Source organism: Streptomyces sp. IMTB 2501 (assembly GCF_001953885.1).
Classification (GTDB): domain Bacteria; phylum Actinomycetota; class Actinomycetes; order Streptomycetales; family Streptomycetaceae; genus Streptomyces.
This window is the reverse complement of sequence record NZ_MQUS01000005.1, coordinates 336,805-361,828: the sequence shown is the minus strand read 5'-3', so window position 1 is coordinate 361,828 and position 25,024 is coordinate 336,805. Positions and strand designations below refer to the sequence as shown.

Below are 25,024 nucleotides of genomic sequence, written 5' to 3'. Positions count from 1 at the left end.
GTCGTTCTCCATATGCGGGCGAGGCCGGATTCCGTACCACCGCGGGGCGGTACGACATTCCACGAGGAGAGCGCCATGGCCAAGATCACCTTCAAGCACCCGAACGGCACCACCACCGTCGTCGATGCCCAGGCACCCAACACGGTCATGCGGGCCGCGAAGCTGAACAACATCGACGGCATCGAGGCCCAGTGCGGCGGCTCCGCACAGTGCGGGACCTGCCATGTCTATGTGGACGACGACAGCACCGTGCCCCTGCCGCCGATGGATTCCGTGGAGGACGACGTCCTGTACGGAACAGCGTGCCCGCGCCGGAACTCAAGCCGCCTGAGCTGCCAACTGCCGGTCACCGAAGCCCTCGACGGGCTTCTGGTGCATCTGCCCGAGGCGCAGAGCTGATGGCCGCCCGCGGAGTCGTCGTCATCGGCGCGGGACAGGGCGGCCTCGACACGGCAGCCGCACTGCGCGCCAAGGGGTACAGCGGCCCGGTCACCCTGGTCGGCGACGAGCCCGTACCGCCCTACCACCGGCCGCCGCTGTCCAAGGGCTTCCTGACCGGCGCCACCGCGCACGAGGACCTGCTCCTGCGCCCCGAGTCGTTCTTCGAGGCGCAGGGCATCTCCCGCGTATCAGGTGACCGCGCACAGCGCGTCGAACTCGACGGCCAGCGCGTCGAGTTGGCGTCGGGCACCATCCTTGCCTACGACAAGCTGGTCCTCGCCACCGGCGCCAGGGCCCGTGTTCTCCCCCTGCCCGGTGCGGACCTGAGCGGAGTGCTCACGCTTCGGAGCCTCGCCGACGCCGAGACGCTGCGGGGGCATCTCGACGGACCGCCGCGCCACGTCTGCGTGATCGGCGCCGGGTTCGTCGGACTCGAACTGGCGGCCACGGCACACACGCGGGGGCACCGGGTGACGGTGGTCGAGGTCCAGTCACGCCCGCTCGCCCGCGCGCTCACCCCGCAGATGTCGGCGTGGCTCGCCGGGCGGCACGAGGAACGCGGGGTGCGCCTCCTGCTCGGCCAGGAGGTGGCCGCTCTGCACGGCGGCGCCGACGGAAACGTCGAGGTCATGGAACTGCGCGACGGCCGGAGGCTGCCCGCCGACCTGGTGGTCGTGGGCGCCGGTGCCCTGCCGAACACCCGGCTCGCCGCCGATGCGGGGCTCCTGGTCGGCGACGGCGTCATCGTCGACCGGTGGCTGCGGACGTCCGACAGGGCCGTCTACGCGATCGGTGACTGCGCCCGCTTCCCCGCCCCCGGGTCGGGGCGTCACATCCGCCTCGAATCGGTGCAGAACGCGTCCGACCAGGCCCGGTACGTGGCTGCCGCGATCTGCGGCGAGAGCGCGCCGTACACCGCGGTCCCCTGGTTCTGGTCCGAGCAGTACGAGCTGCGGCTGCAGATGGCCGGGCTGACCGCGGGCCACGACGAGACAGTCACCGTCGGTGATCCGGACGGGGCCCGTTTCTCGGTGCTCTGCTTCCTTCAGGGCCGGCTGATCGGTGTCGAGTCGGTCGGCCGGCCGGCCGATCACGGCATCGCGCGGCGGCTGCTCGCCGCGGGCACGGGACCCTCCCCCGCCGAGGCACGCAGCCCCGGGTTCGACCTGAAGGCGTTTGTCGCCGGGCCGGGTTCGCACGGCTCGGCACCGGCACACGTGCCGGGCCAGGACCGGCTGTCCACGCCCGCCTGACACGGAAAGTGCCTTTTGGCCGGGATGGCGGGACGCTCAGGGCGTCTCGCCATCCCGGCCAAAAGGCACTTCGCAGGACGGCACGGTCTGCCGGGGCCCGCCACCGCGGGCCCTCGGAGCTGATGAATGCGGGCTAGCGACTGCAGTATGCCGGCGGGGTGGCGGTCCCACGGGTGGCTACGACCTTGGCGGTCACGGCTCCCTGCTTGTTGCCGCTCAGGTCGTAGATGGTCGAGATTCCGGAGCTGTCGAACTGGTTGCTGCTGGTCTGTGCGGCGTACTGATTGATGTAGACCCAGCCGGTCTGTGTGCCATGTCCGTCGGACAGGGCTTCCTTGATCCGGTAGTTGAACGCGTTCGGACCGGTCGGCACCCAGCTGCCCAGACTCGTGCCGCCGTCACTGATCAGGCAGGCCCTCCCACTGCGGGTGAAGAACATCTGGACGTAGTCCGTGGCACCCGGTCGGGTCACTGTGGCTTCCCAGCTACCCACGGGAGCGTTGACCCTGTCCTCCGCGCCCTGCGCCGACGCGGGCAGCGCGAGCAGTGCGGTCATGGCGGCCGTCGTAGCGGCTATCGGCAGTTTCCTCATGGGAGGAAGACTGGCCGAAATGCCTCTAGCCCTACTAGAGAACCAATGCACCCTTTCCGCGGGGCGCGACGGGGCTCGACTCCAGCTGTAGCGCGGTTCCCTAGCCTCGAAGTCCGTGCAACCGCACCGCTTCAACCAGGAGGTTCTCGCATGACTGCGGACGTCACACCGTTCCGGATCGAGGTGCCGGAGAGTGAGTTGCGGGATCTGCGCCGGCGCCTCGCGGAGACCCGCTGGCCGGATGCCGAAACGGTCGACGACTGGTCACAGGGCCCCAGGCTCGCCTATATGAAGGAGCTGTGCTCGTACTGGCAGCACCACTACGACTGGCGGGCGACCGAGGCGAGGCTGAACTCACTGCCCCAGTACCGCACCACGATCGACGGCCTCGGGGTGCACTTTCTGCATGTGCGCTCGCCGCATCCGGACGCCACGCCGCTGCTGCTCACCCACGGGTGGCCCAGCAGTGTCGTCGAGTACCTCGACATCATCGACCTGCTCATCGACCCACCGGACCCGGCCGACGCCTTCCACGTGGTCTGCCCGTCCCTGCCCGGCCACGGCTTCAGCGACAAACCCGACAGCACAGGCTGGTCCGTGGCCCGGACCGCGTCGGCCTGGGCCGTCCTGATGGCCCGGCTCGGATACACCCGCTACGGCGCCCATGGCGGGGACTGGGGCTCGTGGATCAGCGCGGCCCTCGGCAGCACCGACCCGGCACACCTCTCCGGAATCCATCTGACGATGCCGCTGGCCCAGGCGCCCCAGAAGGAGGTGGAGCTGGATGCGCGCGACCAGGCGGCCATGGCCCGGATGAGGAGCTTCAGCGAGAGCCGCTCGGGATACGCGGTGATCCAGTCCACCCAGCCGCAGGCCATCGGCTACGGGCTGAGCGACTCCCCCAGCGGCCAACTGGGCTGGATCGTCGACAGGTTCTGGAGCTGGGCCGACCACGACGGCGACCTGGAGAAGGCCGTGTCCCGTGACCGCCTGCTCGACACGGTGATGATGTACTGGCTGACCGGGACCGCCACGTCGTCCGGCCGGCTGTTCTGGGAGAGCTTCGGCAAGGAACCCATGAACCCGACTTCGGTGCCCACCGGGTGCTCCGTCTTCCCCAAGGACGCCTGGCTGCCCCGGGCTTGGGCGCAGGAGCGCTTCAAGGACCTGCGCCATTGGCGGGACCTCGACAGCGGCGGTCACTTCCCGGCCCTGGAGAAGCCTGCCATTCTCGCGGACGAACTGCGCACGTTCTTCCGCCTCGTGCGCTGAGGAGCCACATGCCCACACGATCCACAGCAAGAGCCGGCGAGACACTGAGCCGTGAGGCTCTGAACCGGGCCTTTCTGGACCGGCAGATGCTGTTGCGCCGCCGGACCATGTCCGTACCGGAGGCGATCGAGCACCTCGTGGGCCTGCAGGCGCAGGCCCCGACGCCGCCCTACTACGGCCTGTGGACCCGGCTGACGGACTTCCGGCAGGACGAGCTGGCCGCCCTGCTCACCGGCCGGGACGCGGTCCGCATCGCCCTGATGCGGGGAACCGTGCATCTGGTCACCGCCCGCGACTGCCTGGCGATCCGTCCCTGGGTGCAGCCCTTCATGGAGCGCTCGTTGCGCACCACCTTCGGCAAGGACCTGGGCGACATCGACTTCGGTGAACTCGCCGCCGCCGGCCGTGAACTCGTCGAGGAGGAGCCGCGCAGCACCGCGGAACTCGGCAAGCTCCTCCAGGAGAGGTGGCCCGACCGCACGGCCTCCACCCTCGTCAACGCGGTCCGTGCGCTGCTGCCGCTGGTCCAGGTCCCGCCCCGGGGAATCTGGGGCGCCAGCGGGCAGACCACCTATGCCACCGCCCAGATGTGGCTCGGTGCGCCGCTGGAGCCCGAGCCCGCCCCCGACCGCGAGGTCCTGCGCTATCTCGCGGCCTTCGGCCCCGCTACGGTCAAGGACATCCAGGCGTGGTCGGGCCTGACGCGGTTGCGTGAGGTGACCGAGCGGCTCCGGCCCCGTCTGGTGACCTTCCGGGACTCCTCGGGTGCGGAGCTGTTCGACCTGCCCGACGCCCCTCGCCCGGATCCGGACACACCTGCCCCCGTGCGGTACCTGGCACCGTACGACAACGCGATCCTCTCGCACGCCGACCGCACCCGGATCATCAGTGACCAGGACCGCAGGGCGATCGCGACGAAGAACGCCGTCATTCCCGGCACCATCCTGGTGGACGGGTTCGTCCACGGGGTCTGGCGGGTCGAACAGGAGCGGTCGGCCGCCACATTGCACGTGCAGCCCTTCAGGCCGCTGCCGGCGGCCCGGCGTGCGGAGCTTGAGGAGGAAGGCGCACGGCTTCTCACCTTCGCCGCGGACGGCGCCGAGACCCACCATGTGCGGGTGGCTGCCACCCTGTGACGCCGGCTGAGCCACGTACCCGGACGGAACGCGAGAACGGGAAGGGGCCGCGGGGAGATCTCTCCCCGCGGCCCCTTCCCGACGACGGGACACCGTCACCTGCGGGCCTTCGGAGCCGCGAGTGCCATGAGCATGCTCGCAGCCAGGACCCCGGCGGTGACGAGGAAGGCCAGCTGGTAGCCGCTGGAAAGGGCATGGGCGCGCGCCATGGCATTCGCGGGATTCACGCTCTTCATCGCCCCCGCGGTGTGGGAGTTGGCGACGGCCACGAGAATCGCGAGGCCGACGGCACTGCCCAGCGTCTGGTTGGTGTTGAGCAGACCGGAGGCGAGGCCTTGCTGGCTCTCCGGCACATCCGCGGTCGCCGCGTTGGCGGTGCCGGTGATGAGCAGGCCGAGGCCGATGCCGAAGACGACGGTCGGGCCCAGCAGGTCAGCGGCGAAGGTGGCCGTCTCGTCCGCCTGGCTCAGCCACAGCAGGCCTGCCGTGGCCAGCGCCAGGCCGACGAGCAGCACCGGGCGGGGCCCGGTCTTGGCCACCACGGCCGAGCAGGCACCGGCACCTACGAAGGTCGCCAGGGACACCGGCAGATAGGCGACGCCGGTGTGCAAGGCGCTGTACCCCAGGACGATCTGGAGCTGCAGCGTCATGAAGTAGAAGGTGCTGAGCATGGCCGCGCCGGCCACGAACGCCACTGCGTTCGCCACGCTGACCGAACGGCTCCGGAAGATGCTCAGTGGCATGATCGGCTGCTTGGCCAGCTTCGCCTGGTCCACCAGGAAGAAGACGAGGAGCGCCACACCGGCGCTCAGGGCCGTCACGATCCGGGGCGCTCCCCAGCCGTACCGCTCGCCCTCGGCGATGCCGTAGACGAGGACCGCGAGGCCCAGGGTCACGGACAGCGCACCGGCGACGTCCAGCCTGCGGCGGGCGTCCGGATCACGGGACTCGGTGACCGCGGAGGCCACCATGAACATGAGGACTGCTCCCAGGGGGATGTTGACCAGGAGCACCCAACGCCAGGACAGCCATTCGACGATGACGCCACCGGCGAGGACGCCGATCGCGCCGCCGCTGCCGGCCGCGGCACCCCACAGTCCGAACGCCTTGGCCCGCTCCTTGGGTTCGACGAACGCGGTGCTCAGCACGGAGAGAGTGGCGGGAGCGATGATCGCGGCACCGACGCCCTGTACGGCGCGGGCCGCGATCAGCCATCCCGAGTTGACCGCGAGCCCGCCCAGGAGGCTGGCCACGGTGAACAGCGCGATCCCGGTCAGGAAGAGCCTCCGGCGGCCGAACAGATCAGCCATGCGTCCGGCGAGAAGGAGCAGCCCGGCGAACGGAATCATGAACGCGTTGAGCACCCACTGCAGGCTGTTCTGGTCGAACGACAAGTCGTGCTGGACCGCCGGCAGGGCGACGTTCATGATCGAGCCGTCGAGCACGACGACGAGCTGGCTGAGGCAGCAGGCGGCCAGGACCAGACCCGGCCTGGCCGGACGGGCCCGGTCCGCGCGCGTGAGCACGGAGGGCTGAGTCATTTCAGTGTCCATCGGAGACGTTCCTCGTTCCGTCGGGGGCGATGTCCGGGCGGGGCTCCCCGGGGCAGCTGACGCGCTCGGGTGGCAGAACCCCGTTCATGAGGTAGTCGTTGACGAGACCGTCCACGTGCTCGTTGCCGGAGAGCCCGTAGATCTCGTGATCACCGGAGTCGACGACTGTGATCAGGTGGTGGCCCAGGCGCTCCGCCATCGCGAGACCGCCGGGATGGTGGTCCAGGGGGTCACCGTCCGCCTGGACGATGAGGCCCGTGGGGTAACCGGCACGCTGGACGCGGGTGGCGGGCTCCGGCGGAATCACGGTCCGGAAGGTGCCCACCCACGGCTGGGCGCGCATGACCCCGAATCCGTAGGGGCAGCGTTCCCGGAGGTCCCGCATGTCGCGGTAGTAGATCTCCAGATCCGTCGGCCACAGCGTCTCGCAGGTCACCGCTTCGAGCACGGCTTCACGGAGTTCCCCCGCCGCGTGTCCGGGCCGCCATTTGACCTGGCCGCCGAGCAGGGTCTGGACCCGGTCCGTGTCCCCCGCCTCAGCGGCCGCACCCAACTCCGCTACGAGATCGCCCAGTTCGGCCCACTTCGGGCGAACGGGGCTGAGATTGCCGACGGCACCGTCGAAGGAGGTGCGCGCCGCGGCGTTGCCCGACATCGCGGCGAGCGCGGCGGCCGTCTTCTCGACGCTCTCCAGGACAAGGGCGGGGGTGGTGCCCAGGGCGAAGCGTTCGTTTCGCTCGGCGGTCCAGTCCGCCCACTTGTCGACGTTCTCCCGCACCGCGTCGGCCTGCGACTTGAACTGCTGGCGCCAGTCCCAGTCCGGGTGCACACAGGAATCGAGCACGCTGCGGTCCAGACGGTCGCCGAACAGGGTGCCGTAGACGGCTCCGACGAGCGTGCCGTAGGCCCAGCCGACGAAGCTGATCTTCTGTTCGCCGAGGACTTCACGGATCAGGTCCATGTCGCGGGCGGTGTTGCGGGTGGTGATGTGACGGCGCAGTTCGCCGCCGGCCCGCACACAGCCTTGATCGCGCTCTCGCATGTCGGCGGTGATGGCGACGAACGCGGAGTCCGGCGGCCGGGAGTCGAACGCGGTGGTCGTCGGGCTGTTCTCCCCCTCGATGCGGGTGGAGACGCCGGTACCGCGCGGGTCGAAGCCGACGAGATCATAGATTTCATGCAGTGGGGTCCGGCGGAGGCGGGCCGGCAGAAGCCGGCCGAGGCCGCCGTCCCCGCCCGGGCCGCCGTTGAGGAACAGGAGCGTTCCTCGCCGCCGGCCGGGGTCGCTCGCCCGGAGCCGGCTGATCGCCAGGGAGATGCTCGGGCCAGCCGGATCGGCGTAGTCGAGAGGGGCCTCGATGAATGCGAACTCAAGGCCGTCGTCCGAGGAACTCGGAGACCAATCTGGCTGCTGCGTGGAGAAGGTGCGCAGCCCTCGCGTTTCCAGTGTCATGTACGACATGCTCGGTCGGCTTCCTTGAGGAGAGCTGGAACCTGCCCGGAGGCAACTCGGTCCCCCGGGCAGGCCGCAGGATCAGCTCTCGGAGAGCTTCACCACGACATTCCCCTGGTACTTTCCGGCCAGCAGATTGAGAAGGCCGGCGGGGGCCTCGGAAAGCCCGCCCTTGAGGGTCGTCCCCGGCAGGACGAACTTCCCTTCCTTGAGCCACTGGCTGAAGTGCTGGTGCCAAGCCCAGATCTGCTCGGGTGTGTGGAACGTGGCGTACGGCCGCAGGACGATCTGCCGGACGATCGCCGTCATGATGTCCAGGCGCGGGAACGCGCCCTCGCTGTTGCCGACCTGTCCGGACAGCGCTCCGCACAGCGCGAAGCGGGCATCCTGTGCCGCGACCTGGACGGCGGCCTCGAACTGCTCGCCGCCGACCGTGTCGAAGAAGACGTTGATGCCGTCGGGAGCCAGCTCCCGCAGGCGGTCCACCACCGGGCCGTCGTGGTAGTCGAAGGCCGCGTCGTAGCCGAGCTCGTTGACCAGGTACTCGACCTTGGCCTTGCTCCCGGCGCTGCCGATCACACGCTTCGCGCCACGGCACTTGGCGATCTGGCCGGCCAGCGAACCGACGCCTCCGGCCGCACCGGACACGAAGACCACGTCCGACTCGCCGACCTCGGCGACGTCCGCGATGCCGTGGTAGGCGGTCGGGCCCTGCGTCAGGTAGTACTCCGGCGAGGGGTACAGGGTGGGGTCCGCCTTGTAGTACTGACCGGCGGGCCCGACCGAGTACTCGGCCCAGCCGTCCATGTTCTGCACGAGGTCGCCGACCGCGAGGTCCGGGCTGTTCGACTGCACAACGGTGCCGATGCCGCCGCCCCACAGGCGCTGACCGACCTGGTAGGGGGGCATCGGGAGATCAGGGTGGGGGGTCATCAGATCCTGCATGACCGCAGTCAGCTGCATGAAGTCGTTACGGACGACGACCTCGCCGTCGGCGGGCTCAGCAAGGTCCGCCTCTACGACGTCGAAGTGGTCCAGCGTGAGCGGACCCTCCAGATGCTTGGCGAGGCGGACTTCCAGGCACTTCGCTGGAATCTTGGGGGTGATCATGCCGATCTCCTTCTTGGGTGTCGCGGTCCAGCATCCTCGTGCGACCTCGAGTCGTACTGGAGCAGAAGGGGCCCGCGTGCTCCACCGGGCTTCGAGTTCGCGGCCACACGCTCTGCACGTCCGGACCGGAACGAGGAGGTAACCCGACCATGAAGGCACAGTTCCACGTACGGGAAGAGGTGACCGCCTGATGAGCGTTCTGGTGACGGGAGGCGCGGGATTCATCGGTTCGCACTACGTACGCACCCTGCTCGCCGGTGGCTACCCCGGCCGGGACGGTGTCCAGGTCACGGTCCTCGACAAGCTCACCTACGCCGGCAACCTGGCCAACCTGCCGATGGAACATCCACGGCTCACCTTTGTCCGCGGCGACGTCTGCGACCTCCCGCTGCTGCTCAAGGTGCTGCCCGGGCACGACGAGGTGGTGCACTTCGCCGCCGAGTCACATGTGGACCGCTCGCTCGACGCGGCGGCGGACTTCGTCCGCACCAATGTGCTCGGCACCCAGGCTCTCCTCGAAGCGTGTCTGCGCACCGGCGTGCGGCGGGTCGTGCATGTGTCCACCGACGAGGTGTACGGGACCATCGACGAAGGGGCGTGGACGGAGGAGTGGCCCCTGGCCCCCAACTCCCCCTACGCGGCGTCGAAGGCGAGCGCGGACCTGATCGCGCGGTCCTATGGACGCACCCACGGGCTCGACGTCCGCATCACCCGGTGCTCCAACAACTACGGCCCGTACCAGCACGTCGAGAAGCTGATCCCACGCTTCATCACGGGTCTGCTGAGCGGGGAGAGCGTTCCGCTGTACGGCGACGGTGCCAACGTCCGCGAATGGCTGCACGTCCACGACCACTGCCGGGCCATCCAGCTCGTGCTGGACAAGGGCAGGCCCGGAGAGATCTACAACATCGGCAGCGGCAACGCCCTCACGAACCGTCAGATGTCCGACCGGCTGCTCACGCTCGTCGGCGCCGACCCGGGCCTGATACGCCGGGCCACGGACCGCAAGGGCCATGACCTGCGGTATGCGCTCGACGACACCAAGATCCGCGAGGAGTTGGGATACGAGCCCACGGTCCCGTTCATGCAGGGCCTCGCGGACAACGTCGCCTGGTACCGGGACAACCCGGGCTGGTGGAAGCCCCTGCGGGAGAGCGATCCGGGCATCTGACTACAGCCGGGTTCGAGAGCCCGCCGAGGACCGTCCCCGAAGCTGCTGCGCGACAGCATGCCGTGCAGCAGCACGACCGAGGAGGACGCACGATGGCACAGGACAAGCCGGACGGCCCGATCACCTTCGTCAACCAGTTCACGCTCAGCGGGGCTCCGGAGGCGTTCGAGAAGGCGTTCAGCGACACCGCGGAGTTCTTCCGGAAACAGCCGGGACTGCTGACGTACACGCTCCACAAGCACGTGGACGACCCGAACAAGTACGTCAACATCGCGCGGTGGACCGATTACCAGGCGCTGCGGACGGCCGTCCAGCACCCGGACTTTCCCGCCCACGCCGCCGCGCTGCGCGCGAACGCCACGAGTGTGTCCAACACCTACGTGGAGCGGTTCGGGTTCACCGCCTGAGACCGTCCGCCGTCGTCAGCCACAGCGAGGAGGCGGGGAGCCGATCGGCTCCCCGCCTCCTCATATGCCGTGCCGTCCGGCGGCGGTCACCAGCCGGCCTTGACGGTCCTCACGATGTGGGCCCGGTCCTCGTCCGACACCCACCAGCCGACCGGTATGGCGATCTGGCGCCCGGCGACGCTGTCGAGCCCGGGCAGGACCGCCAGGTAGTCCCGGGTGGCGCCGTAGACGTCGTTGCGCTCGTGGACCTCGCTCGTGGCGATTCCGGCCTCTTTCATGCGCAGGACGAAGGCGTCGCGGTTGTCCACTTTGATGGAGTAGTACCAGAACGACGGATTGCGGTCGGGAGCCCGCTCCGTCAACTCGAGACCGTCCACCCCGGCCAGTTCGGCGTCGTAGAACGCCGCGTTCTCACGGTGACGTGCGACGAGGTCGTCGACGATCTGGAGGTTCGCCAGGCCGATGGCCGCGTTGATGTCGTTCATGTTGAACTTGAAGCCGTACTCGGGGATGTCGTTCTTGAACCGGGCCGCACCACCGTCGCGGTCGATGCCGTACCAGCGCAGCAGGCGGGCCCGGGCCAGCAGTTCGTCGTCGGGAAGCACGATCAGTCCGCCGTCACCGGTCGTGAGGTGCTTGATCGCCTGGAAACTGTAGACGCTGATGTTGCCGTGCCCGCCGAGCGGGACGCCCTTGTAGGTGGCGCCCCACGCGTCGGCACAGTCCTCGATGACCCGGGGCCGCACGCCGTGGACGCGTTCGGCCTGGTCGAGGATGCGGGCCAGACGGTCCAGGTCGACGGGGTAGCCGCCCCAGTGCACCAGGACGATCGCCCGTGTCGCGGGGGTGATCTTCCTGGCCAGGTCGTCGAGGTCCAGGTTCAGGGTCGCCGGGTCGGTGTCCACCCACCGGATACGCATCCCGTTCGCCATGATCGGCCAGTTGGTCGCCGTGCACGTCAGCGCGGTGGCCAGGACCTCGCCGTCCCGACCCGACTCCGTCGCGACCAGATGCAGGGCCAGGTGCAGCCCGGACGTGGCACTGTTGACGGTCAGAATCCGGGGGTTGTCCAGCCGGTCGGCCAGAGCGCGCTCGAACTCGTCGACCTTCGCGCCCTGACCGATGTAGCCGCTGTCCAGAACCCGGCCGACCAGCGCCGACGCCTTCTCGGACATCGCCACTTTGAAAAGGGGGATCATGCGGTGCGCCCGGCCTACTTGTATTCGCCGTCGGTCTCGACGTAACGCTTCCGCACGAGCCAGGACCCGTCGACACGGACGAGCTCGTCGTCGCAGAGGGTGTGGTGGCGGAAGTGCACCTCGCCGCTCAACAGCGTGCGGTCGGGGGTCACGTACACCATGACGTAGCTCTGCGCGCGGAAGGTGTTCTCGTCGATCTGCTCGACGGTCAGCTGCCCGAGCCAGTGCCGCAGGACGAGGCCCTCGTGCTTGGTGGTCTGCAGCTCGATCGCCTTGGTGAGTATCTCCCGGCCGACCAGGGGCTCGGGCATGTCGGCGGCCTGGAAGATGCCGTCCGGCGTGAAGGTGCGCGCCCACTGCTCGCCGTCACCACGGTCGAGGATCTTGAGCTGCACCGCGTAGAACTGCTGGATCTCCAGGTACAGGTCGCCCGGGACGAGCTGGGTGGTCAGGTCGTGCGTGTTCATGGTCTTCTCCCGTTGGGTCGGCCGGTCACTTCGACACGGCGTCGAGGTGACCGAGGATCGTGTCGGCCGCGCGCGGCGCGCCGCCGGCCTTCTGCATGTACCGGCGCATGTCGCGCAGGTTCGCCTGCACGGTCTCGTCGGCGGCGACCGCCAGGACGGCCTCCCGGATGGACTCGGCGGTGACGTCCTCGTGGGCCAGGACGCGGCCGAGGCCCAGCTCGCCCGTCCGCGCGGCGATCATCTCGGAGTCGCCGTTGTGCGGTACGGACACCAGCGGCACGCCCGCGTACAGGGCGTTCATGGTGTTGCCCGCGCCGCCGTGGCACACGAACGCGCCGGCGTGCTCCAGCACCGCCTGCAGCGTCAGCCAGGCGTGGATCTCCGCGTTGGGGGGCAGTTCGCCCACCGCCTCCAGGTCCACACCGGGGCCGGCGGCGATCACCACGTGCCACGGCAGCCCGTCGAACGCCTTGGCGCACATCGCGAAGAACTCGGGCTGGGTGTTGAAGGTCGTGCCCAGGGAGATCAGCACCACGGGCTTGTCGCTGGACGGCCGCCAGGTGCCCTTGAGGTCACTCTCCCGCAGCGGTATCCCGACGAACGTGTAGCGGTCCTCGGGGAAGGAGTCGGCGTCGGTCTGGAACTCGCGCGGCATGAAGGAGATGTTGCGGGGCGCGTCCGCCATCAGCTCCTTCAGCGGGACGTCCTGCAGGCCGTGCTCGTCGGCGAACGCGCGCAGCTCGCGCGTCAGATCGCCGAACATCCCCTCGGCGGCCTCCTCCGCGTCGGAGAAGTACTGGTGCGACGCCAGGACCGGGTAGAGCTGGATACCCGGCACGCCGAGCTTGCGCGACATCACGCGGCCGAGGAACTGCATCGAGATGTCGTAGACCAGGCAGTCCGGCAGATCGTCACCGAAGTGGGCCTCCAGCGACGGCGCCGTGGCGGCCGCCTCCCGGACCGCGCCGAGCAGGACGCGGGCCAGCCAGTCCTCCGCGCCGGTCGGCGCGATCGTCCGCGGGTCGAGAGTCGTGGTGTAGGGGATGACCTCGGCGCCCGTCGAGGCGATGCGCTCGGCGAAGCCGTCGGCGGCCAGGTAACTGACCTTGTGGCCGCGCTTGACCAGCTCCTCGACCACGCCCAGCGTCGGCGTGACGTGACCGGCGGCGGGGATGTTCAGGAAGGCGATATGCCTCTTCATGGGTACTCCTGTTCCTGATGTCGTCGACTCACTCGGGGATGACCGCTCACTCGGGGATGACCGCCGCGTCACCCGCGCGGCCCGATCGGTGTCCTGACGCTGAGGTCCGCGTACTGCGGCAGCACGCCGAGGGCCTCCGTCTCCGCCAGCGTCGGCGCGGTCCTGTCCTTGTCGGACAGGACGACGTCGTCCATGGCGGGCCACGGCAGGGCGAGCCGCGGGTCCAACGGGTTGATCGAGATCGCCTTCCCGGGGGTGTAGACGTTGTCGCACAGGTACGTGACCACCGCGGTGTCGCTGACCGCCGCGAACCCGTGGCCGAGCCCTGCGGGGATGTACACGGCGTGCCGCTGCTCGTCGTCCAGCGGGATCGCGATGGACGCGCCGTAGGTGGGCGAGCCGACGCGGACGTCGACGACGACGTCGACGATCGCGCCGCTCACGCACGTCACGTACTTCGCCTCACCCGGCGGGGTTGCCGTGAGATGGATTCCGCGGATCGTGCCGCGTCGTGAGACCGAGCAGTTGACCTGGGCCACGTCCATCGGACGGCCGGTCGCCGCGGACAGCCGGTGGCCGACGAACAGTTCCAGGAACGCACCCCGCGGGTCGCCGAATATCCGCGGCCTGACCAGGTGGACGCCCTCGATGCCGAGTTCTTCGAAGTTCATCAGGTCTCCTTGTCACCCTAGGGCGCCGGCGCCGACCGGGACCGGCAGCCGGATCTCTTCGGCGGCGTCGAGCAGCCCGATCAGATACGCCCCGTAGCCGCTGGACAGGAGTGGCTGCGCGAGCTCACGGAGCCGGTCGTTGCTGATGAGCCCGTTGCGCCAGGCCGCCTCCTCGACGCAGCCGATCTTCAGTCCCTGCCGCTCCTCGACCACCCGGACGAACTCCGACGCCTGCACCAGGGAGGCGAAGGTTCCGGTGTCGAGCCACGAGGTGCCGCGGTCGAGCATGGTGAAGGTGAGCTCACCGCGGCGCAGGTACGCCTGGTTCACCCCGGTGATCTCCAACTCGCCGCGCGCACTGGGCCGCAGGGACCTGGCGATGTCGACCACGCGGTTGTCGTAGAAGTAGAGCCCCGGTACCACGTATCGCGATTTCGGGTGTGCGGGTTTCTCCTCAAGGGAGAGGACGCGCCCTTCGCGGTCGAACTCCAGGACACCGAAGTCACTCGGGTTCGCCACCGGGTAGGCGAAGATGTGACCGCCGCGCGGGGAGGAGTGCGCCTTCAGCTTCTCCCCGAGGCCGACGCCGTGGAAGATGTTGTCGCCGAGGACGAGCGCCACCGGTTCGTCACCGATGAAGTCCGCGCCGATCAGGAACGCCTGCGCGATGCCCCCGGGCCTGGACTGCGTCGCGTACTGGATCCGCAGACCCAGATGCGCGCCGTCACCCAGCAGCCGCTCGAAGGAGCTCCGGTCGGACGGCGTCGTGATGACGAGGATCTCCCGCACGCCCGCCAGCACCAGAGTGGACAGAGGGTAGTAGATCATCGGCTTGTCGAACACCGGCATGAGCTGTTTCGACACAGCCTGGGTGATCGGCCACAGACGGGAGCCGGTCCCGCCGGCCAGGATGATTCCTCGCATGTCCCGGAAGCTAGGACCGGCGGCTGGAGAGCCGATCGAGGCCGGGTGGGGGCCTTCCCACCCGTGCGATCGACGGGGCCGGAGGCGGCACGAACGCGCGACGGAGCCCACCGCGGCGTGACGACCGCCGGGGGGCCGCCGTCCTCGTACGCGGCGCCGATGGGCAGACGAAAGCCGCCACGGCCTGGAACGGCACGTGGCGGCTGGGGTCTTCGGGCCGGGAGCCGCACTCCCTCAGCAGCTGACCCTGGTTTCGTCGGCGCGGTACGTGCTCCTCGGCAGCGCGGAGAATCACGACTCGGTCGGACTCAGCGATTCCTCAAACGGCTCGCGCGACCGCGGCCGCGAAGCGCTCCAGGGTCTCCCCGGGGCTCGGCCCGTCCAGGGCACGGAAGATCCGCTCGGCGCCCTCGCCGTGCTTGTGGAGCTTGACGTGCGCGAGGGACACCTTGGTGTGCCCGGCGTCGACGGGCTCGAAGTCGACCTCGATCTCGCTGGCCCGCTCGTCGTCGGGGACGGACTGCCAGTTGCCGTCGATCCGCCAGGTCATGACGAGCCTGCGGCCCGGCTCCCACTCAAGGATCCTGCCCCAGGCGATCTCGGTGCCGTCCACGTCCCACTCGTAGTAGCGGCCACCCACTCCGGGCTCGAAGGCGAGCCCGGCCCGCTCCTTCTTGACCAGCACGTGGGAGGGCGGCCACCAGTCCGCCGGCCGCTCGGTGAACACGCGGAAGCTGTCCTCGGGGCTGGCCTCGACGGTCACCGACTTCCGTACGTCGGGGATGGTCTGCGTCTGCTCGGGCACGGGCCCCTCCTCGTCAGGCGTCTGCACAGGTTCGCTCACGCTGACGTGCGGGGCTCGATGGGTGCCGGACCGGTGGTAGTGCCGCGATAGGGGGCGCCGTGTGGTGGCGTCCGGCGTCTGCCGCACCGTCATGGCTTGTCGTGCCCACGCGGCGGAGCCGCACATCGGATACCGCGCCGCGTCCGCTCCGGCCGGAGGCGACCGGCGTCCTAGGCCCCCCGGTCACGGTCGTCCCGTACCCGGCCACACGACCTCTTGGGAGAGCACGATGACAGAAGCGGGACGACGGGTTGCCTTCGTCACCGGCGCGACCAGCGGGATCGGGCTGGCCGTGACCGAACTGCTGGCCCGGCAGGGGGCGGCGGTGTTCGGTGTGGCGCGCGCCGAGGAAAGCGTCACCGCGGTGGTGAAGCGGCTGCGCGAGGAGGGCCTGGAGGTCTCCGGCGCGGTCTGCGACGTCACCTCCAGCGAGCAGGTGAAGGCCGCCGTCGAGGCCGCGGTGGCCGCGTACGGGCGGATCGACATCCTCGTCAACAACGCGGGCCGGGGCGGCGGCGGCGTCACCGCCGAGCTGCCGGACGCGCTGTGGCTCGACGTGATCGACACCAACCTGAACGGCACGTTCCGGGTGACCCGCGAGGTGCTGAGCACCGGACGGATGCGGGACGGCGACTGGGGCCGCATCATCAACATCGCCTCCACCGGCGGCAAGCAGGGCGTCGAGCTGGCCGCGCCCTACTCGGCGTCCAAGCACGGCGTCGTCGGCTTCACCAAGGCCGTCGGCAAGGAGCTGGCGCAGAGCGGCATCACGGTGAACGCGGTGTGCCCCGGCTACGTCGAGACCCCGATGGCACAGCGGGTCCGCCAGGGTTACGCCGACCACTACGGCGTGAGCGAGCAGGACATGCTCGAAAAGTTCAACGCGAAGATCCCGCTGGGCCGTTACTCCACTCCCGAGGAGGTGGCCGGCCTGGTCGGCTATCTCTCCTCGGACACCGCCGCCTCCATCACCGCCCAGGCCCTCAACGTCTGCGGCGGCCTGGGCAACTACTGATTCCCGCCGACCGCCGCCGACCCCGCTACGAGAGACGGAGCCTGCACGATGACCGACACCGGTGGCACTCTGCTCGCCGAACCCACAACCGACGTCGCCGCCTTCCGGGCCGCGACGGGCCGCTTTCCCTCTGTCATGGCCCTCAACAGTCCGAACGCAACCGCTGCCGCGCCGGCCGCGGTGGACCGGGGCAGGGCGGCATGAGCGCTCCGGTCCAGGCGCCGCCGTCGCTCGAACAGGTGGCGGAGGGGGTGTACGCGTATGTGCAGCCCGGCGGCGGATGGTGCGTGAACAACGCGGGTCTGGTGGTCGGCGAGGACTTCGCGGTCCTCGTCGACACGGCGGCCACCGAGGCCCGTACCCGGCGGCTGCGCGAGGCCGTCGAGCAGGTCGTGCCCGACGGGGTGGACTTCGTGGTCAACACCCACTTCCACGGCGATCACACCTTCGGCAACGGCCAGTTCACCCCCCGGGCGCTGGTCGTCGCCCACACCGGGACCCGGGCGGACAGCGCGGAGGCGGGTCTGCATCTGCGGGGGCTGTGGCCGCAGGTGGAGTGGGGCGAGACACCGCTCACCCTGCCGTCGCTCACCTTCGAGGACACGCTGACGCTGCACACGGGCGGCGCGCGGGCCGAGCTGCTCCATGTGGGCCCCGCGCACACCGCGAACGACGTGGTCGTGTGGGTCCCCGAGCGGGCGGTGCTGTTCACCGGCGACGTCGTGTGGTCGGGTGTCACCCCGTACGTCCTGATGGGGTCGGTCACCGGTTCGCTCCAGGCCCTGCGGCGGCTGCGCGCGCTGGGCCCGCGCACCGTGGTCCCGGGCCACGGACCGGTCGGCGGACCGGAGTTGCTGGACTTCACCGAGGGGTATCTGCGCCTGCTGGAGCGTCTGGCCGCGGACGGCCTGCGGGACGGCCTGACCCCGCTTCAGGCCGCGGATCGCGCCCATCTCGGCGAGTTCGCCGGTCTGGTGGACGCCGAGCGTCTGGTGGGCAATCTGCACCGCGCCTACGCCGAGCAGCAGGGCCTGCCTCCGGGCGCCCGGCTCGACGTCGTGGCCTCCTTCAAGGAAATGGTCGCCTTCCACGGCGGCCTGCCCGCCTGCCACGCCTGATCCACCCTGAACACGGCGAGAACACGGGGATGCGCCGGACGGTCGTACACCGTCCGGCGCATCCCCGCTTCTCGTCCGGGCTCAGCCGGTGTGCACGGGCGGCTCCACCGGGGTGTCGCGGTGGATCACCCGGCGCCTGGTGTAGAGCGCGCCGTCGCGGCGCACCAGCTCGTCCTCGACGGTGAAGGTCGGCTCGAAGACGACATTGCCCTCGCGGTCGGTCTGGGTGACGAGCGAGTAGTACGACACGTGCAGGGTGTCCTCGTCGACCGGGTCCGGCTCGATCAGCACGTGGTCGAACCAGTGCCGTACCGCGATGTCGCGGTAGCGCGGCAGCGCGGCCCGCATCCCCGCGAGCATCTCCTCCCGCCCGCGCTGCACCGCCCCTCCCGCGTGCACGACCTGCCCGTCCTCGGTGAACGTGGCGGCGAACCCCTCGATGTCCAGCGCGTCGACCCGGCGCATCTGCCATGCGTAGAACGTCCGGACCTCGGCGTAGACCTCCCCGGAGACCTTCGCATACGTATTCCTGACCGCCTGGGACACGGCGTCTCCCCTCACTGACAACGGCCACCCGGCTGCGGCGGCCCGACTACCCCCACGCTGCCCGGTCCCGCTCCAGGCCCGCTGGAGGCCCGGTCAGCCGTCCGACGGCCTTCGCGCCCCTCCCCGCGAAGCGCATAGCATCCGGCTCATGACGAACGTGCTGAATGTAGAAATCGGCGCCCTCACCGGCGGCCCCGCCAACCTCGCCCAGTACGCCGGCCAGGCGGTCCTCATCGTGAACGTGGCCTCCAAGTGCGGCCTGACCCCGCAGTACACAGGCCTGGAGCAGCTCCAGGAGCGGTACGGCGCGCAGGGCTTCACCGTGCTCGGCGTGCCCTGCAACCAGTTCCTCGGGCAGGAGCCCGGCTCCGCCGAGGAGATCGCGGAGTTCTGCTCGGCGACGTACGGCGTGACCTTCCCGCTCACCGAGAAGGTCGAGGTGAACGGGGAGGGGCGGCACCCGCTGTACGAACGGCTCGTCGGGTTCGCCGACGGCGAGGGGCACAGCGGCGACATCCGCTGGAACTTCGAGAAGTTCCTGATCGGCCGGGACGGCACGGTCGTCGCCCGGTTCTCGCCGCAGACCGAGCCGGAGTCCGCCGAGGTCGTGGCGGCCATCGAGGGCCAGCTGGCCTGAGCGTCGCTTGACCTTGACCCTGGGGCAGGGCCGAGCCTCCCTGTCACCGGGCGGGACAAGGATCCGCCCGGTGACGGAGGATGGCATCGTGGACGACGACCTGCTCACCATCGGCGCGTTCGCCGCACGGGCCCGGCTGTCGGCCAAGGCGCTGCGCCTGTACGACCAGCTGGGCCTGCTGGCACCGGCACATGTCGACGACACCAGCGGCTACCGCTACTACCGCGCCGACCAGGTCGAGCGCGCCCGGCTGGTGGCCCTGCTGCGGCAGCTGGACATGCCGCTGGCCCGGATCGCCGAGGTGCTCGGGGCCGAGGGCCCCGAGGCCGCCGGCCGGCTCGCCGCCTACTGGGCGGACGTGGAGAGCCGGGTCGCCGGGCAGCGGACGCTCGCCGAGTACCTCCGTGGACGGCTGTCGGGGAGGAGCTCCGAGATGTACGAGAAGTTCGTGATCGAGACCGTGGACGTGCCGGCGCAGGTGGTGATCACCGAGTCGCGGCACACGCTGGCGGACGAGCTGCCGACCTGGATCGGTGCGTCGCTGGACCGGCTGACGGGCGCCGCCCGGGAGTGCGGGGGCGTCACGGGCGCACCGTTCGTGGTGTACCACTCCGAGGTGTCGATGGAGAGCGACGGCCCGGCCGAGTCCTGTGTGCCGGTGGCCGACGAGGCGGCCGCCCGGGCGTGGGCCGCCGAGCACGGGCGGGCGTGGGAGACGGCGGTACGGGTGGAGCCGGCGGCCCGGCTGGCGTACACCCGGATCACCAAGGCCCAGGTGGCCCACCCGCAGATCCTGGCCGCCTTCGAGGCGGTGGAGCAGTGGATGGCGGGCGAGGGTCTGGAGATGGCCGGCCCCTGCCGCGAGATCTACTTCGCGGACTGGGATGCGGCGGGCCCGCAGGATCCGGTGTGCGACGTGGCGTTCCCGGTGAAGTAGCCGACCGCACGGCCGAGCCCCCTCGGCAAGGACGGCGACTGGTCGAGAGGGCTCTTCTGGTGGTGCTTGTGAAGTTGTGTTCGTCGGGGGTTCTTTACGGACGAGGGTCAGGGAGAACCCCCTAGGCCTTGACCGAGGTGACGAAGGCGTTCCACGCGTCGGCGGGGAACGCCAGGATCGGGCCCTCGGTGACCTTGGAGTCGCGGACGGCGAGCTCGGCGGCGGTGGGCGACTTGACCTCGACGCAGGCGCCGTTGCCCGCGGAATAGGAGGACTTCATCCACGTCTCCGAAGCGCCCTGAATCAGTGCCATGTCCACTCCTGTTGCGAGTTGCGGTAGTGCGGTTCACGCCAACCTTGTCGTCTGATTGGCGTGATCGACGCTACCTGGCAACTGCCTCTGCTGGAGTAGTCGTTCACTCGACCGGATGGCATATTCCAGAGGGGCCTTCCACTGAGGCGGACCGACGGTGTATGATCCGGCGCCCTCTGCGACAGGAGCTCATTCCGCGTAGTCCTTGGCCACCTTCGCAATGAATTGCCGGGATTGCTCCACGTTGAGGGACTGTGCCCGTAGATGCTCGTACATCACGGCGTACTTCTGTACGTCCTGGGCCTTCTCCAGGTACAGATCACTGGTGACGCCCTCCAGGTACACCACGCTGGAGTCGGCCGCGTCGGTGAACTCCAGGATCGCGTACTGGCCGTTGAGCCCCGGATGGGCGCCCACCTCGAACGGCAGCACCTGCACGGTGACATGCGGCAGCTGGGACATCTCGATGAGATGGTCCAGCTGTTCACGCATCACCAGCTTGCTGCCGACGACCCGGCGCAGCGCCGCCTCGTCGAGCACCACCCACAGCCGGAGCGGGTTGCCCTCGGCGGTGATACGTTCCTGTCGGCGCATGCGCACCTGCACACGCTTCTCGATCTCGTTCGTCGACGTCTCCGGCAGCGCGCCCTGCACCAGGGCCTCCGCATAGGCGTGGGTCTGCAACAGACCGGTCACCAGCTGGGGTTCGTACACCCGCAGCGACTCGGCATCGGTCTCCAGCCCGATGTACACGCTGTACGGGATGTCGCCGAACGTGTGCCACCAGCCCTGCTGCCGCGAGTCCCGGGCCATCTCCATCAGCGAGTCGACGATCCGCTGGTCCTCGACCTCGTAGACGCCGCACAGATCTCGCACATCGCGCTGACTGATACTTCTGCGGCCGTTCTCCAGCCTGCTGATCTTCGACTGCGACACGAGCAGCCGTTCCGCCACTTCTTCGGCCGTCATGCCCTTGAGCTCGCGGAGCCTGCGCAGCTCCTGGCCCAGCCGGCGTCGCCTGACGGTGGGATTGACATTGGACGCCACGGGACGTGCACCTCCGGCTGCCTGCCTGTTGCTTAACACTTTCCGTATCTGCTGTTGAGCAGACTGCCACCAAGGTGCTTTCTACCGCTGGGAAATGGTGGATATGCGGCGCGTACGCGTCAGTTCGCCACGGCACGCCACCCGATGGGGTGCCGTGGACGCAGTCGAGCGGGGCGGCGAGACCACAGGGATCTCACCGCCCCGCTCTGACCAGCGGCTCCCGAACCGGGTCTGGGGGACCTGGGTCAAGGGCCCGTCGGACCGGCCCTATGACTCAGTGGGCTACGGCGCGTGCCATGGATCCGCGGTGCGGCTGCATCGGAACCCCGCGTGCGGGTTCCGCCGCGGACCGGGCGGCGGCCGCGCCCTGCCGGCCGGTGGCGGCCGGGCCCCGGCGCGGCTGCGCGACCGCACCGTTCTGCACGTCCATCACGGCATGCGCGACAAGGCCGCCCATGGGGTCGTGCCGGATCAGATCCCGCAACCGGGACCTGGAGGACCGGCCCTCGTTCCCCGGATACAGGTGCTTGCCGAGTCCGACGGCGTGCGCCAGGGCGGCGAGCGCCGCGGTCCGCGGGTCCGGCGGTACGCCGGTGCGGATCGCGGAATCCAGCCGGGATCGGATCTCCCGGCTGATGGCGGTGTCCGTCGCCTGATAGCGCGTGGTCGGCAGCACCCCACACATCTGCCCCGGTACGGCGGCAACCATGCCGCACCGCTCCAGATGCGAGAGGTAGATCTGCCTGAGCCCCAACCGGGGCCCGCCGATCCAGTGGACGGCCCGTACCGGAGCGCCGCGCCTTCGCAGCAACTCCAAGGCACAGTCCAGAGTCGGATCTCCTGTCGGCCGTGGCACCACCACGGCGATACGATCCCCGTCTGGGGCTATCCGTCCGGCCAGCGCCAGCTCCACTAGCTGTGCACCGGCCAGACCGAGGTCGAGCGACTGCGGCTGTGCAGTGGTACCCGTGGCCGGGTCCAGTGCCAGCAGCAGAAGCTCCTCCGGAAGTGTTCTGCGGCTCCTGCCCATCCATGCCTCCCCGCGTGGATGAATGACAGGGTGACCCCTCTCACATCGGTCTGTCGAGGGTGCGTGACCGGTTCGTGAGGGAACCGGTAGGTATGTCGTTCTCGTCTACCGCAGGGGCCAAGCCCTCACACAGGACACTGGTACATGGTTCGGACAGGGCGCGCGCGTGGGCGTGCGGCGCATGGAGGAGGCATCGGTGGCGGGCGAGTCCCCCGACAGGTCGAAGCAGCGCGAGTCGTCGGCAGAACCGACGTCGGGGAGCGCGGGTCCGGTTCCCGAGGCGCGCGATCCGCGGCTCGCGGTCTCCCGGGAAAAGGATTCCGCGCCGGCGAGTGCGGACACCGCGACAAAGATCCTCTCGATACCTGACGCGCCGAAGCCGGACACCGAGGAAACCCCGGCGGAGGACGCGGCCCTCCGCAAGGCGGTCTCCGCCTGGGTCCGCACCGCCGCTCCCGCAAACAGCTCCGACACACCTGCAAACACCCCTCCCACGAATCCGACGGCCACCGCCGACACGGAGACCGAGGCGGAGGCGGCCGGGGCGCAGAACGGCGCGGCCGAGGAGGGGAAGGCCGAGCCCGACACGACGGACGCGACCGCGAAGACGGACGCCGAAGTGAAGGCAGGGGCGCAGGCTGACGCGGCCGCGAAGGCCGACAACGACGGCGAGAAGGCAGACGCGGACGCTGACGCCGGTACGAAGGCCGACACGGCCGACGAGACGGCAGCGCCGAAGGCGAGGGCTGAGGCGGACTCCGAGGCCGACTCGGACGATGACACCAACGCGGAGCCGAAGACTGAGGCCGACTCGGACCGTGACGCCAAGGCGGAGCCGAAGGCTGAGGCAGAGGCGAAAGCCGAAGCCGAGGCGGAGGAAGCCAAGGACGAGCCGAAGGCCGACGTCAGGTCGGGGAGCGAGGACGGATCCGAGGACGCCGACGGTGGGGACGCCCCACAGGGGCCACCCGCAGCCGACAACGAGAGCCGCACGGGTGGTGCGGGTGGGAGCACGGACGCCGAAGGCGAAGCCGAGGCGGACGCTCCCCGCGCCGAAGCGCCGCAGGCACCCCGTGGGAGCACGGACGCCGAAGGCGAAGCCGAGGCGGCCGTTGATCAGCCCACCGCCGTCTTCAAGGCCGTAACGCCCAAGCAGGTCGATCAGCCGACGACCATGCTCAAGCTCGGCGGCAAACCCAAACCCAGGACCCCCGAGTCCGACTCCGAGCGCACCAGCAAGTTCGTCGCGCTCAAGAACGACATGGCACCGGCCACCAAGCCGGACGCCAAGCCGGCCACCAAGCCGGACGTCACCACCCCCGTCCCCCAGGTCGGCCCCGAGCGCACCACCCAGCAGCCCCTCCCCCCGAAGCCCCCGCTGGACCTCCTGGCGGAGCTGACGAACACGCCCCCGCCCCCGGAGACCGCGGTCCGCACGATCGTGCGCCGGGTCAAGATCTGGACTCCCCTGGCCCTGCTCCTGGTGATCATCTTCGCGGTCGTACAGGCGGTGCGCCCGCTGCCGTCCCCCACCCTCGTGCTGTCCGGCAAGGACACGTACACGTTCGACGGCGGCACGGCGAACCTGCCCTGGCCGGGCGAAGGCCAGGGCTGGATCGACGTCGACGGCATCGGCACGATAGGCCACTTCGGCAAGCAGACCCCCGTGGCGATCGGCTCGGTCGCCAAGACCATGACCGCGTACATCTTCCTGAAGGACCACCCGCTGAAGCCGGGCGAGGAAGGCCCGAAGATCCAGATCGACTCGAAGGCGGAGACCGAGGGCGGCTACGACAAGGCCGGCGAGTCGACGCTGAACACCGTCAAGGCCGGTGACTTCCTCACCGAGAAGCAGGCCCTGTCGGCGGTCATGATCCCGTCCGCGAACAACATCGCCCGGCTGCTCGCGCGGAAGGACGCGGGCTCGGAGGCGGCGTTCGTCAAGAAGATGAACGACACCGCCAAGGAGCTGGGGATGAACGACACGACGTACACCGACCCCTCGGGCCTGAAGGAGAGCACCGTCTCCACGGCCGAGGACCAGGTGAAGCTCGGCCGCGCGGTCGTCAAGAACCCGGCCCTGGTCGCCATCACCGGCGCGGCCAGCTGGACCGATCCCTCCGGCCACTACTGGAACAACTACAACGAGCTGCCGTACAAGATGGGCGCGATCGGCATCAAGACCGGCAGCACCACCGCGGCCGGCGGCAATCTGCTCTTCGCCTCCCGCAAGCAGGTCGGCGGGCAGACGGTCACCCTCGTCGGCGCGATCCTCGGCCAGCACAAGCCGAAGATCCTGGAGACAGTCAACGCGGTCAGCAGGACCGCGCTGACCGGCGCCCAGGACGCGCTCACCTCGTCGAAGCTCCTGAAGAAGGGCGACGTGGTCGGCTATGTGGACGACCAGCTCGGCGGCCACACCCCCGTCGTGGTCACCCAGGACGTCGTCGCGGTCGGCTGGTCGGGGCTGAACGTGAAGCTGTCCTTCGCCTCCGGTGAGGTGCCGCACACCGCGAAGGCCGGCACCAAGGTCGGCTCGCTCACCGTGGGTGACGGTACGGGCGGCACCATCAAGATCCCGGTGGCCCTGCAGCAGGACCTGTCCGAGCCCGGCTACGGCGCCAAGCTGACCCGTCTGGGCTGACCGCGCCACCTCTGATCCGCCCACGCACCCCGACGCCGGAGGC

The 25,024-nt window shown here is 69.7% G+C and carries 26 protein-coding genes; 12 read left to right on the top strand and 14 right to left on the bottom strand.

Translation table 11 applies throughout. From position 1 onward, the window contains the following. Positions 1–75: 75 nt before the first annotated feature. A complete protein-coding gene (locus AV521_RS12085) occupies positions 76–399 on the top strand; it encodes a 2Fe-2S iron-sulfur cluster-binding protein (RefSeq protein ID WP_076087388.1) in 324 nt (107 codons plus the stop codon). Further along, positions 399–1,694, top strand: coding sequence for an NAD(P)/FAD-dependent oxidoreductase (locus AV521_RS12080; RefSeq protein ID WP_076087387.1), 1,296 nt, complete (start codon positions 399–401; stop codon positions 1,692–1,694). Before AV521_RS12085 ends, AV521_RS12080 begins: the two co-directional genes overlap by 1 nt. A 133-nt stretch (positions 1,695–1,827) precedes the next feature. Here the strand turns inward: AV521_RS12080 and AV521_RS12075 are convergent, their stop codons facing one another. Further along, entirely contained in the window at positions 1,828–2,286 is a 459-nt protein-coding gene (locus AV521_RS12075) for a hypothetical protein (RefSeq protein ID WP_143658598.1), read from the bottom strand. A 150-nt stretch (positions 2,287–2,436) separates the two neighbouring features. Here AV521_RS12075 and AV521_RS12070 point away from each other — a divergent pair, with 150 nt between their 5' ends. Both AV521_RS12070 and AV521_RS12065 read left to right on the top strand, forming a co-directional pair. Further along, the gene (locus tag AV521_RS12070; RefSeq protein WP_076087384.1) at positions 2,437–3,558 is read left to right on the top strand and encodes an epoxide hydrolase family protein; all 1,122 of its coding nucleotides are present in this window, start codon (positions 2,437–2,439) and stop codon (positions 3,556–3,558) included. Between the two features lie 8 nt (positions 3,559–3,566). Then, positions 3,567–4,694, top strand: a complete 1,128-nt coding sequence (locus AV521_RS12065; RefSeq protein ID WP_076087382.1) for a winged helix DNA-binding domain-containing protein — start codon at positions 3,567–3,569, stop codon at positions 4,692–4,694. A 95-nt stretch (positions 4,695–4,789) separates the two neighbouring features. On the opposite strand, the gene AV521_RS12060 is transcribed toward AV521_RS12065, so the two are convergent. The 3 genes from AV521_RS12060 to AV521_RS12050 all read right to left on the bottom strand — a co-directional run bounded on the left by AV521_RS12060 (position 4,790) and on the right by AV521_RS12050 (position 8,810). Beyond that, positions 4,790–6,235, bottom strand: a complete 1,446-nt coding sequence (locus AV521_RS12060; protein ID WP_076087380.1) for an MFS transporter — start codon at positions 6,233–6,235, stop codon at positions 4,790–4,792. Between the two features lies 1 nt (position 6,236). Next, on the bottom strand, positions 6,237–7,709 hold the full coding sequence (locus AV521_RS12055) for an alpha/beta fold hydrolase (RefSeq protein ID WP_218639347.1): 1,473 nt from the start codon (positions 7,707–7,709) through the stop codon (positions 6,237–6,239). 72 nt (positions 7,710–7,781) lie between these two features. Beyond that, positions 7,782–8,810 carry an NADP-dependent oxidoreductase gene (locus AV521_RS12050; protein WP_076087378.1) on the bottom strand — a complete coding sequence of 343 codons (1,029 nt, stop codon included), beginning with the start codon at positions 8,808–8,810 and terminating at the stop codon, positions 7,782–7,784. A 190-nt stretch (positions 8,811–9,000) separates the two neighbouring features. On the opposite strand from AV521_RS12050, the gene rfbB reads away from it, so the two are divergent. Both rfbB and AV521_RS12040 read left to right on the top strand, forming a co-directional pair. Further along, entirely contained in the window at positions 9,001–9,981 is a 981-nt protein-coding gene (rfbB, locus tag AV521_RS12045) for a dTDP-glucose 4,6-dehydratase (RefSeq protein WP_076087376.1), read from the top strand. Positions 9,982–10,073: 92 nt separating this feature from the next. Continuing rightward, complete coding sequence (locus AV521_RS12040) at positions 10,074–10,388, top strand: antibiotic biosynthesis monooxygenase (RefSeq protein WP_076087374.1); 315 nt, start codon at positions 10,074–10,076, stop codon at positions 10,386–10,388. Between the two features lie 86 nt (positions 10,389–10,474). Here the strand turns inward: AV521_RS12040 and AV521_RS12035 are convergent, their stop codons facing one another. From AV521_RS12035 to AV521_RS12010, 6 genes are all read right to left on the bottom strand, one after another. Continuing rightward, the gene (locus AV521_RS12035) at positions 10,475–11,563 is read right to left on the bottom strand and encodes a DegT/DnrJ/EryC1/StrS aminotransferase family protein (RefSeq protein WP_218639346.1); all 1,089 of its coding nucleotides are present in this window, start codon (positions 11,561–11,563) and stop codon (positions 10,475–10,477) included. A 38-nt stretch (positions 11,564–11,601) separates the two neighbouring features. After that, the gene (locus tag AV521_RS12030) at positions 11,602–12,054 is read right to left on the bottom strand and encodes a nuclear transport factor 2 family protein (RefSeq protein ID WP_076087370.1); all 453 of its coding nucleotides are present in this window, start codon (positions 12,052–12,054) and stop codon (positions 11,602–11,604) included. 25 nt (positions 12,055–12,079) lie between these two features. Next, positions 12,080–13,255 (bottom strand): macrolide family glycosyltransferase, encoded by a 1,176-nt coding sequence (locus AV521_RS12025; RefSeq protein ID WP_076087368.1) that lies wholly within the window; start codon positions 13,253–13,255, stop codon positions 12,080–12,082. Positions 13,256–13,323: 68 nt separating this feature from the next. Then, a complete protein-coding gene (locus tag AV521_RS12020; protein ID WP_076087366.1) occupies positions 13,324–13,926 on the bottom strand; it encodes a dTDP-4-dehydrorhamnose 3,5-epimerase family protein in 603 nt (200 codons plus the stop codon). 12 nt (positions 13,927–13,938) lie between these two features. Then, positions 13,939–14,850: a glucose-1-phosphate thymidylyltransferase RfbA gene (rfbA, locus tag AV521_RS12015; protein WP_076087365.1), complete on the bottom strand. Its 912-nt coding sequence runs from the start codon at positions 14,848–14,850 to the stop codon at positions 13,939–13,941. A 319-nt stretch (positions 14,851–15,169) separates the two neighbouring features. Further along, the gene (locus AV521_RS12010; RefSeq protein WP_218639345.1) at positions 15,170–15,655 is read right to left on the bottom strand and encodes an SRPBCC family protein; all 486 of its coding nucleotides are present in this window, start codon (positions 15,653–15,655) and stop codon (positions 15,170–15,172) included. A 268-nt stretch (positions 15,656–15,923) separates the two neighbouring features. Between AV521_RS12010 and AV521_RS12005 the strand changes: the two genes are divergently transcribed. From AV521_RS12005 to AV521_RS12000, 3 genes are read left to right on the top strand one after another with little or no spacing between them, the layout of a single operon-like run. After that, complete coding sequence (locus tag AV521_RS12005; RefSeq protein ID WP_076087363.1) at positions 15,924–16,709, top strand: SDR family NAD(P)-dependent oxidoreductase; 786 nt, start codon at positions 15,924–15,926, stop codon at positions 16,707–16,709. 48 nt (positions 16,710–16,757) lie between these two features. Beyond that, positions 16,758–16,913: a hypothetical protein gene (locus tag AV521_RS49240; protein WP_179023027.1), complete on the top strand. Its 156-nt coding sequence runs from the start codon at positions 16,758–16,760 to the stop codon at positions 16,911–16,913. Continuing rightward, entirely contained in the window at positions 16,910–17,827 is a 918-nt protein-coding gene (locus AV521_RS12000) for an MBL fold metallo-hydrolase (RefSeq protein ID WP_076087361.1), read from the top strand. The genes AV521_RS49240 and AV521_RS12000 overlap by 4 nt, the downstream gene beginning before the upstream one ends. An 81-nt stretch (positions 17,828–17,908) precedes the next feature. Here AV521_RS12000 and AV521_RS11995 read toward each other — a convergent pair whose 3' ends face one another. Further along, positions 17,909–18,373, bottom strand: a complete 465-nt coding sequence (locus AV521_RS11995) for a nuclear transport factor 2 family protein (protein WP_256725513.1) — start codon at positions 18,371–18,373, stop codon at positions 17,909–17,911. Between the two features lie 148 nt (positions 18,374–18,521). On the opposite strand from AV521_RS11995, the gene AV521_RS11990 reads away from it, so the two are divergent. Both AV521_RS11990 and AV521_RS11985 read left to right on the top strand, forming a co-directional pair. Beyond that, entirely contained in the window at positions 18,522–19,010 is a 489-nt protein-coding gene (locus AV521_RS11990; RefSeq protein WP_076087357.1) for a glutathione peroxidase, read from the top strand. A 70-nt stretch (positions 19,011–19,080) separates the two neighbouring features. Beyond that, entirely contained in the window at positions 19,081–19,947 is an 867-nt protein-coding gene (locus AV521_RS11985) for a MerR family transcriptional regulator (RefSeq protein ID WP_076087355.1), read from the top strand. Positions 19,948–20,068: 121 nt separating this feature from the next. Here AV521_RS11985 and AV521_RS11980 read toward each other — a convergent pair whose 3' ends face one another. From AV521_RS11980 to AV521_RS11970, 3 genes are all read right to left on the bottom strand, one after another. Beyond that, positions 20,069–20,260 (bottom strand): DUF397 domain-containing protein, encoded by a 192-nt coding sequence (locus tag AV521_RS11980; protein WP_023549528.1) that lies wholly within the window; start codon positions 20,258–20,260, stop codon positions 20,069–20,071. A gap of 189 nt (positions 20,261–20,449) precedes the next feature. After that, positions 20,450–21,307 (bottom strand): helix-turn-helix transcriptional regulator, encoded by an 858-nt coding sequence (locus AV521_RS11975; protein ID WP_076087353.1) that lies wholly within the window; start codon positions 21,305–21,307, stop codon positions 20,450–20,452. A gap of 274 nt (positions 21,308–21,581) precedes the next feature. Continuing rightward, positions 21,582–22,337, bottom strand: coding sequence for a GPP34 family phosphoprotein (locus AV521_RS11970; protein WP_076087351.1), 756 nt, complete (start codon positions 22,335–22,337; stop codon positions 21,582–21,584). A gap of 196 nt (positions 22,338–22,533) precedes the next feature. Between AV521_RS11970 and AV521_RS11965 the strand changes: the two genes are divergently transcribed. Next, a complete protein-coding gene (locus AV521_RS11965) occupies positions 22,534–24,981 on the top strand; it encodes a D-alanyl-D-alanine carboxypeptidase (protein ID WP_256725512.1) in 2,448 nt (815 codons plus the stop codon). Positions 24,982–25,024 lie beyond the last annotated feature (43 nt).

Bases quoted from the DNA above. Each gene is read 5' to 3' on its own strand.
- AV521_RS12085 (WP_076087388.1), top strand. From the start codon at position 76: ATGGCCAAGATCACCTTCAAGCACCCGAACGGCACCACCACCGTCGTC.
- AV521_RS12080 (WP_076087387.1), top strand. From the start codon at position 399: ATGGCCGCCCGCGGAGTCGTCGTCATCGGCGCGGGACAGGGCGGCCTC.
- AV521_RS12075 (WP_143658598.1), bottom strand. From the start codon at position 2,286: ATGAGGAAACTGCCGATAGCCGCTACGACGGCCGCCATGACCGCACTG.
- AV521_RS12070 (WP_076087384.1), top strand. From the start codon at position 2,437: ATGACTGCGGACGTCACACCGTTCCGGATCGAGGTGCCGGAGAGTGAG.
- AV521_RS12065 (WP_076087382.1), top strand. From the start codon at position 3,567: ATGCCCACACGATCCACAGCAAGAGCCGGCGAGACACTGAGCCGTGAG.
- AV521_RS12060 (WP_076087380.1), bottom strand. From the start codon at position 6,235: ATGACTCAGCCCTCCGTGCTCACGCGCGCGGACCGGGCCCGTCCGGCC.
- AV521_RS12055 (WP_218639347.1), bottom strand. From the start codon at position 7,709: ATGTCGTACATGACACTGGAAACGCGAGGGCTGCGCACCTTCTCCACG.
- AV521_RS12050 (WP_076087378.1), bottom strand. From the start codon at position 8,810: ATGATCACCCCCAAGATTCCAGCGAAGTGCCTGGAAGTCCGCCTCGCC.
- rfbB (WP_076087376.1), top strand. From the start codon at position 9,001: ATGAGCGTTCTGGTGACGGGAGGCGCGGGATTCATCGGTTCGCACTAC.
- AV521_RS12040 (WP_076087374.1), top strand. From the start codon at position 10,074: ATGGCACAGGACAAGCCGGACGGCCCGATCACCTTCGTCAACCAGTTC.
- AV521_RS12035 (WP_218639346.1), bottom strand. From the start codon at position 11,563: ATGTCCGAGAAGGCGTCGGCGCTGGTCGGCCGGGTTCTGGACAGCGGC.
- AV521_RS12030 (WP_076087370.1), bottom strand. From the start codon at position 12,054: ATGAACACGCACGACCTGACCACCCAGCTCGTCCCGGGCGACCTGTAC.
- AV521_RS12025 (WP_076087368.1), bottom strand. From the start codon at position 13,255: ATGAAGAGGCATATCGCCTTCCTGAACATCCCCGCCGCCGGTCACGTC.
- AV521_RS12020 (WP_076087366.1), bottom strand. From the start codon at position 13,926: ATGAACTTCGAAGAACTCGGCATCGAGGGCGTCCACCTGGTCAGGCCG.
- rfbA (WP_076087365.1), bottom strand. From the start codon at position 14,850: ATGCGAGGAATCATCCTGGCCGGCGGGACCGGCTCCCGTCTGTGGCCG.
- AV521_RS12005 (WP_076087363.1), top strand. From the start codon at position 15,924: ATGACAGAAGCGGGACGACGGGTTGCCTTCGTCACCGGCGCGACCAGC.
- AV521_RS49240 (WP_179023027.1), top strand. From the start codon at position 16,758: ATGACCGACACCGGTGGCACTCTGCTCGCCGAACCCACAACCGACGTC.
- AV521_RS12000 (WP_076087361.1), top strand. From the start codon at position 16,910: ATGAGCGCTCCGGTCCAGGCGCCGCCGTCGCTCGAACAGGTGGCGGAG.
- AV521_RS11990 (WP_076087357.1), top strand. From the start codon at position 18,522: ATGACGAACGTGCTGAATGTAGAAATCGGCGCCCTCACCGGCGGCCCC.
- AV521_RS11980 (WP_023549528.1), bottom strand. From the start codon at position 20,260: ATGGCACTGATTCAGGGCGCTTCGGAGACGTGGATGAAGTCCTCCTAT.
- AV521_RS11970 (WP_076087351.1), bottom strand. From the start codon at position 22,337: ATGGGCAGGAGCCGCAGAACACTTCCGGAGGAGCTTCTGCTGCTGGCA.